Annotated in this window: 7 protein-coding genes and 1 rRNA gene; 4 read left to right on the forward strand and 4 right to left on the reverse strand. The window is 33.6% G+C overall.

Going from position 1 to position 7493, the window contains the following annotated elements; all coding sequences use genetic code 11:
* A 16S ribosomal RNA gene (locus B0E44_RS17800) occupies positions 1–212 on the reverse strand; the annotation flags it as partial.
* 1001 nt (positions 213–1213) lie between these two features.
* Complete coding sequence (locus tag B0E44_RS17805; protein WP_077378544.1) at positions 1214–1873, reverse strand: DUF4294 domain-containing protein; 660 nt, start codon at positions 1871–1873, stop codon at positions 1214–1216.
* Positions 1874–1956: 83 nt separating this feature from the next.
* On the opposite strand from B0E44_RS17805, the gene B0E44_RS17810 reads away from it, so the two are divergent.
* From B0E44_RS17810 to B0E44_RS17825, 4 genes are all read left to right on the forward strand, one after another.
* Positions 1957–3045: a M42 family metallopeptidase gene (locus B0E44_RS17810; RefSeq protein ID WP_077378547.1), complete on the forward strand. Its 1089-nt coding sequence runs from the start codon at positions 1957–1959 to the stop codon at positions 3043–3045.
* A gap of 180 nt (positions 3046–3225) precedes the next feature.
* On the forward strand, positions 3226–4578 hold the full coding sequence (locus B0E44_RS17815; RefSeq protein ID WP_077378550.1) for a cytochrome ubiquinol oxidase subunit I: 1353 nt from the start codon (positions 3226–3228) through the stop codon (positions 4576–4578).
* Positions 4579–4589: 11 nt separating this feature from the next.
* A complete protein-coding gene (gene cydB / locus B0E44_RS17820; protein WP_077378553.1) occupies positions 4590–5627 on the forward strand; it encodes a cytochrome d ubiquinol oxidase subunit II in 1038 nt (345 codons plus the stop codon).
* A gap of 20 nt (positions 5628–5647) precedes the next feature.
* Entirely contained in the window at positions 5648–6244 is a 597-nt protein-coding gene (locus B0E44_RS17825; RefSeq protein ID WP_077378556.1) for a DUF2238 domain-containing protein, read from the forward strand.
* Between the two features lie 118 nt (positions 6245–6362).
* On the opposite strand, the gene B0E44_RS17830 is transcribed toward B0E44_RS17825, so the two are convergent.
* Together B0E44_RS17830 and B0E44_RS17835 are read right to left on the reverse strand one after the other, a co-directional pair.
* Positions 6363–6902 (reverse strand): hypothetical protein, encoded by a 540-nt coding sequence (locus B0E44_RS17830; RefSeq protein ID WP_124019372.1) that lies wholly within the window; start codon positions 6900–6902, stop codon positions 6363–6365.
* A gap of 98 nt (positions 6903–7000) precedes the next feature.
* A complete protein-coding gene (locus B0E44_RS17835; RefSeq protein WP_077378562.1) occupies positions 7001–7381 on the reverse strand; it encodes an ankyrin repeat domain-containing protein in 381 nt (126 codons plus the stop codon).
* Positions 7382–7493 lie beyond the last annotated feature (112 nt).

Raw genomic sequence — 7493 nt, forward strand, 5'->3', positions numbered from 1 at the left:
GTTGTGACTTTAATAGTTCAATCATGCGATTGTACTATACTATGAGGTATTAATCCAAATTTCTCTGGGCTATCCCTCTGTAAAAGGTAGATTGCATACGCGTTACGCACCCGTGCGCCGGTCTCTAATTCCGAAGAACTATACCCCTCGACTTGCATGTGTTAAGCCTGCCGCTAGCGTTCATCCTGAGCCAGGATCAAACTCTTCATCGTATATTGTTTGAATCATAAATGATTCTATTAATTTTTGACTGAAGGTCTAGTGGTCATTATTCAAATCTTCCGATTCTATTACTCTTATTTCTTTTGTTCTGTATCTCTACAGAACGGCTGTCAATTCAATATGTCTAGGAACGTATTCTTCTTTGTTTTCCGCTTTTCGTTTCTCTCTCAAAGCGGGTGCAAAAGTAGCAATTTCTTTTTAACTGGCAAGAACTTTTTGAAGTTTTTTTGAAAATTTTATTTTTTCGTTTTCTTCTCTTTTTCTTAGCAGTCTGTCAAATAACTTGCGCTTTTAGCGGGGTGCAAAAGTAACTTACTCTTTTAAATCTCACAAGCTTTTTTTAATCTTTTTTTGAAAATAAATTTTCTCTTTGATTTAGTAAGCTTGTCAGTCTTTTAATGAACGTAATCGCTGTTGCGGGTGCAAAAGTACCACGTTTATTCGTTTAAACAATAGCTTTTCTTAACTATTTTTTGTTTATTTTTTAATGTACTGGCTTATTGGAATTTACAATAAGGGGTTTTTAGAGAATCTAGGAGTTTATCGAAGTTCTGCTTCGTTTTTAGCCTTTCTTTCGGTTTTTTGCCCTTGCAAGGGTAGCACTAAATACCGTTAACAATGCTTTAATTTCTCGCAGAGGCGATAAGATGTAAAGTCTACAATTCCTTTCTTTGTGCTTTTACGCCTGCTGAGCGGATACATTTAGCAGACAGCTTGTGATTTGATGCAATTGAGGACAGACCAAAAAGACGGATTCTTTTTTTAAATGTTCTTCCTTTATATATTAAGGTATCTGTTTTCTATTTTCTTCTTATGAAAACTGATGCCCTAGCCCTGATAGAAGCAGAAATCCTTGTGCGCCGGGGTTCGGCACACAAGATTGAAGCGGAGAGCAGGAAATAGCTACTGATAATTATTTTTAAAAAAAAAGAGAAACAATCATCTTAATAGTTATCCCTCCCTATCCTATATATATATTAAACAATATACTCTATTTTTTAATCCAAGCTTCGTCTAGCTTTTCATAATCTATTGGCTTCGCTGCGTCTTGCTTCCTAAGCCGTCCAGATTCAAACCCCCGAACTAATATAGTTTCTATTAAATAATCCTCATTGACTTCAAAAGGTTTGTACTGCATTTTTAAATCAATATTAAACATGCTGGCAGTTGTATTGGATACAAATGCTTTAAAGCCGCTTTTGAGGTTACGAATTAACTCGTAGGTAGTAGTTCCTGTCTGCCTGTCTATTAATTTGACGAGGATTTGCCCTTGTTTTTTGGAAAGCTTTTTTAAACGGGCTTCAAATTCATTGCTTAAATAATCTTCAACTATTTTAAAATACCTCTTTTTGTCTCTTTTGTTAGTAAACTTTTGCATGCCTTTGTTTAATGAAGTCAATCTTTCGGCAGCAATTCTAGCATATGGATAGGTAGCGTAAACTCTTTTTTGGAGTAATAAAAACTGCTTTTTATCCTCATCACTCATTTTGTGTGTCTCGATTACTAATTCAGGAAGCACTATGGTGTCGCCAAATATACTATCGGCCTCTGTTAGCACATAACCCATTGGAATATTGTCATTTTTAGGTTCCTGGGCATGAACAGATAGTGATGTTAAAAAACAGAAAAATAAAATTCTATAAAGCTTCATGGGGAAATATTTTTAACACAAAATTATACATTAAATATAGAACTATAAAGACAAATTTCTAATTTAGCGAAAAAATATTTTATATGAGTACTGAATCAATATTGAATGCATCATCATTAACTTTTTTAGAGGAATATTTAAACAACGCCTCTCCTACCGGCTTTGAAAGCGAAGGACAAAAAATATGGATGAATTACTTAAAACCCTATGTAGATACATTTATTACCGACACTTATGGAACTGCTGTTGGAGTCATTAATCCTGATGCTCCATACAAAGTTGTCATAGAAGGTCATGCTGATGAAATTGCGTGGTATGTGAACTATATAACTGATGACGGTATGGTTTATGTCATCAGAAACGGAGGCTCTGATCACCAGATTGCACCATCAAAAAGAGTAAATATTCATACCAAAAACGGTATTGTAAAAGGTGTTTTTGGCTGGCCGGCTATTCACACCAGAAACAGAGACAAGGAAGAAAATCCAAAGATCAGCAATATCTTTATTGATTTGGGATGTGAAACCAAAGAACAGGTAGAAAAAATGGGCGTTCATGTTGGTTGTGTAATTACATATCCTGATGAATTTATGATTATGAACGAGAATAAATTCGTTTGTCGTGCCATAGATAATCGCATGGGAGGATTTATGATTGCTGAAGTTGCTCGTTTACTACACGAAAACAATATCAAACTGCCTTTTGGTTTATATATTACTAATGCTGTTCAAGAAGAAGTCGGTTTAAGAGGTGCCGAAATGATTACTCAAACCATAAAACCAAATGTGGCTATTGTGACCGATGTTTGTCATGACTCAACAACTCCAATGATTGACAAGAAAATTGAAGGCGATACTAAAATTGGAAAAGGTCCTGTTGTGACTTATGCTCCAGCCGTTCAAAATAATCTGAGAGAATTAATTCTAGACACTGCTGCTGAAAAAAACATTCCGTTTCAGCGTTTGGCTTCTTCAAGAGTTACAGGTACAGACACCGATGCATTTGCCTACAGTAATGGGGGTGTAGCTTCGGCATTAATTTCGCTTCCGCTACGATACATGCATACCACTGTCGAAATGGTACATCGTGAAGATGTAGAAAACGTGATTAAACTGATTTATGAAACGTTATTGAAGATTGAAAACAACGAAACTTTTTCCTATTTCAAATAAAAACGAAAGCATCATTTTATAATGGTGCTTTTTTTATGCACAAAAATTTCATTCGTTAGTTTTCAAAACAAATAACTATCAAAACATTAAAGAAAGTCTCAATGAAATTGTTTTTTGAAACCTAATTAATCATGTTTCTGTCGTAAATTTACACCTATTCTTAAATAAAATATTTTCATCATGGATGTTGAAATACTCGCACGTATACAATTTGCTTTTACAATTGCCTTTCACTATATCTACCCTCCATTAAGTATCGGCATTGGTTTGATAATGGTAATCATGGAGGGACTTTATCTTAAAACAGGAAACAAAGATTACGAAATTTTAACCCGTTTTTGGATTAAAATATTTGCATTAACTTTTGGAATAGGTGTTGCCACGGGAATTATAATGGAATTTGAGTTCGGAACCAATTGGGCAGTGTATTCGCGTTATGTAGGAGATATTTTTGGAAGTGCATTAGCTGCCGAAGGCTTATTTGCTTTTGGTTTAGAGAGTACTTTTCTTGGAGTATTGCTTTTTGGTTGGAACCGTGTAAAACCATGGGTGCATTTTGTATCTGCTTTAGGAGTATTTTTAGGTTCAATGTTCTCAGCCGTTTGGATTGTAGTTGCTAATTCATGGCAGCAGACTCCAGCAGGATATCATATTGTTGGCACAGGACTAAATGCTCGTGCTGAAGTAACCGATTTTTGGGCAATGGTTTTCAATCCTTCAAGTGTTGACAGAATAATCCATACATGGCAGGGTGCAATTTTAGCCGGAGCTTTTTTGGTTTTAAGCGTCCATGCTTATTATATCAGAAAAGGGCGTTATGTTGAAATATCCAAAAAAGCATTTAAGATTTCTTTGGTCGTTGCAACTGTTTTTTCGCTTACCCAATTAATTTCAGGTCACAGTTCAGCTGATGGAGTTGCTGTTAATCAGCCAGCAAAACTGGCTACAATGGAAGGGCATTTTGAAAAAGACAAACCAGCCGATTTGTATCTTCTGGGCTGGGTCGATAAAGAAAATCAAAAAGTTACAGGAATTGGAATTCCCGGCGGACTTTCTTTCCTAGTACATCAGGATTTTAACGCTCCAATAAAAGGATTAAATAATTTCCCAGTTGAAGACAGACCAAGCCAAGTAAATGCAGTTTTTCAATTTTATCATATTATGGTTGCGATTGGAATGGCATTAATTGGGCTTACATTGTATGCTAGTTTTTTATGGTGGCGTGGAAAATTATTTGAAGCTAAATGGCTCTTATGGATTTTTTCATTTGCCGTTATTTTACCTCAAATAGCCAATCAAGTCGGATGGTTTACTGCCGAAATGGGAAGACAGCCCTGGGTTGTTTATGGGCACTTAAGAACAAGTCATGCTTTCTCCCAAGAAGTCTCTGCTAATCAGATTGTATTTTCATTAGTTATGTTTACAGTAGTCTATTCCCTATTGCTAGGCTTGTTTTTGTACACAGTAAACAAGAAAATAAAACACGGCCCATATGACGAAGCTAAAACAACAGTAACATTTCAATCCACATAAATCTTTATAGTATGGAAACTTTTTTAGGGATTGATTATCCTACATTATGGTATTTAGTAATCGGATTGTTGTTTTCTGGTTATGCAATTCTAGAAGGATTTGATTTTGGTGCAGGTGCTTGGCATTTATTTTTAAGAAAAGATTTAAGCCGAAGAATCGCAATAAACGCGATTGCTCCTGTTTGGGACGCTAATCAGGTTTGGTTAATCATTGGAGGCGGAGCCTTATTTGCAGGGTTTCCAGTAATGTACGCAACTATGCTATCAGCTATGTATGTTCCGTTTATGCTTTTTTTAATGCTAAATGTACTTCGGGCAGCAGCTATTAAATTTCGAAGTGTTGAAGAAATGCTGTGGTGGAGAAAAAGCTGGGACTTTATTTATAGTATTTCCAGTATTTCAATCGCTTTTTTGCTTGGTGTAGTTTTGGCTAATATTTTGCAAGGTTTTGCTTTAGGACCAAACTTTAGTTATCAGGGCGGTATGTTTTTTTCATTCTTAAATCCGTATGCCATAATGGTTGGTTTTACAACATTATCCATTTTTATGACACAAGGAGCTATTTACCTTTTATTGAAAACAGAAGGCAGATTACATGCCCGACTGACATTTTTGCTAAAAAATGGAATGATATTTTTCATTATCAGCTTCGGAATTACAACTCTTTATACATTAATTTTTATTCCAGAAGTTACAGCTAATTTCAGAGAAAATCCTCTTTATTTTGTTGTACCTGTCATTTCTTTTCTGGCTGTAGCCAATGTTCCTAGATTAGTTTCAAAAAAACAATATATGCTGGCATTGATATTTTCTTCTTTGACAATGGCCTTTTTGTTGATTCTTGTTGCTTTACAATTGTACCCAACACTTTTAATATCTACAATTGACCCAAAATTTAGCGTGACAATTTACAATGCGGCTTCCTCTCAAAAATCATTAGGAATAATGCTGACAATAGTTGCAATTGGTGCACCTCTTTTAGCTGCTTACTTTTTCTTTTTGTACAGAACCTTCAATGGAAAAGTGAAACTTGATGATACCAGCTACTAATCTATTTTTAAAATTAATAAATGAAATACATCTATACATTATTAGCACTATTTACGCTAACATTAATTTGGTCAATTATAAACCCCAAAGAAGTTTTTACTTGTTTTCTAGAAATTATCCCTGCCATAATAGGTGTTTTAATCTTGACTTTGACTTTCAAAAAATTCAGATTTACCAATTTCACTTATACTCTGATTTTAATTCACTGCATTATTCTTTTCATTGGCGGGCATTACACTTATGCAGAAGTTCCTTTATTTGATTATATAAAAGATATATTTCATCAAAGCCGGAATAATTATGACAAAGTTGGTCATTTTGCTCAAGGCTTTGTACCTGCAATGATTATTAGAGAATTATTCATTCGAAAAGAAGTAATTGCCAACCAAAGTTTTTTCAATTTCATTATTATATCCATCTGTTTGGCAGTTAGTGCGGCTTATGAATGGATTGAATGGCTTGTTTCTATTATAACTGGCGATGGCGGTGATGCGTTTTTAGGAACACAAGGATATGTTTGGGACACACAATCTGATATGTTGTTTGCTACTATTGGAGCTATTGTTGCTTTATCATTATTATCAAAAGCACAAGACAAACAACTTATAAAAATTTAACTCATTATAGCGCATAAAAAAAGCATCATTATGCTCTTCATAATGGTGCTTTTACATAGTCCCTAAATAAGCTTTTACTTATCTCATCAAGCTTTTACTTATCTCATCAAGCTTTTATTTAATTCATTCCAATAAATCTTTTAGAATTAAATGTATTAATCAACAAAGAATTGCTATTTATTTTTTTAAAATCTAGTGGTCTCGTTTCATTGGTTTCTGTACTTTCTATAATCATTTCAAGTTCGGCTATTACATCTTCCAACGTTCTTTCATTAAATAAAGGATAGGCTTCATCTGATATATTATTTTCAATAATTAAATCTGACTGCGCAATTATTCCTTTCATTGATTCTTCATAAACCATAAATTCCATATCATCTGAAGTCACATTTTCAATGATTTGATCACCTTCGACAATAATTTCTTTCATTGATTTGCGATTGTAAGCGATAACTGCATCAGGATTAAACGTTTCTGCATCTTCATTTGAAGAAGGCTTAACTATTTTTCCTTTTTCTGCTGATAATATACCTTCATTGTCATTTGCCAAAATGGCTTCTCTAAATGAATTAACTGGTGTGCCAACAGTCTTTGTTGCATTACAAACATTAGTCAAAGACATTAATGTTATTCCTAAAATTAAAAATAAATTTTTCATGATTATTTTGATTTGATTGATTGATTTGATTGATTTGATTGATTTGATTGATTTGATTTTAAAGGGGCATTTCATTTAAAATGCCCCTTTAAACTTTTTTAGCTTTGTTTTAAAAGTTGAATAGCTTCATTTGCATTTGATAATTCAGCATATTTTAAAGCAGTAAATCCGTTTTCGTCTTTTTCATTAAGACGAGCTCCTTTAGAAAGCAAAAAGCTAATTATTTCTGTTTTGTTGTAACGAGCTGCAATCATTAATGGACTTAAACCGTTAGAACTCTCGTTGACATCTGCGCCATATTCAACAAATTTTTTGACAATCTCGATATCACCTTTTCTAATTGCAACACTCAAAGGTGTTATTGTTTCACTGAATTCGATTTTATTTTTGATTTCAGAAAATGAATTAGCATTTGATGCTAAAGAAACATTTGCAAAAGCTACTAAAGCTACTCCTAAATAAACGATTGATTTTTTCATAATAATTAATTTTTTGATTGATGATTGATTTTTGGTTTACTAAATTTGACTTACATAATAATATCCTATACAAATATATGTCTTAAAAAAGGTAATATGCATCACATAGTAC

Source organism: Flavobacterium sp. A45 (genome assembly GCF_002001005.1).
Taxonomy (GTDB): domain Bacteria; phylum Bacteroidota; class Bacteroidia; order Flavobacteriales; family Flavobacteriaceae; genus Flavobacterium.

Coding starts and splice junctions, on each gene's coding strand:
- B0E44_RS17805 (WP_077378544.1), bottom strand. CDS start 1,873: ATGAAGCTTTATAGAATTTTATTTTTCTGTTTTTTAACATCACTATCT.
- B0E44_RS17825 (WP_077378556.1), top strand. CDS start 5,648: ATGAAATACATCTATACATTATTAGCACTATTTACGCTAACATTAATT.
- B0E44_RS17835 (WP_077378562.1), bottom strand. CDS start 7,381: ATGAAAAAATCAATCGTTTATTTAGGAGTAGCTTTAGTAGCTTTTGCA.
- cydB (WP_077378553.1), top strand. CDS start 4,590: ATGGAAACTTTTTTAGGGATTGATTATCCTACATTATGGTATTTAGTA.
- B0E44_RS17815 (WP_077378550.1), top strand. CDS start 3,226: ATGGATGTTGAAATACTCGCACGTATACAATTTGCTTTTACAATTGCC.
- B0E44_RS17830 (WP_124019372.1), bottom strand. CDS start 6,902: ATGAAAAATTTATTTTTAATTTTAGGAATAACATTAATGTCTTTGACT.
- B0E44_RS17810 (WP_077378547.1), top strand. CDS start 1,957: ATGAGTACTGAATCAATATTGAATGCATCATCATTAACTTTTTTAGAG.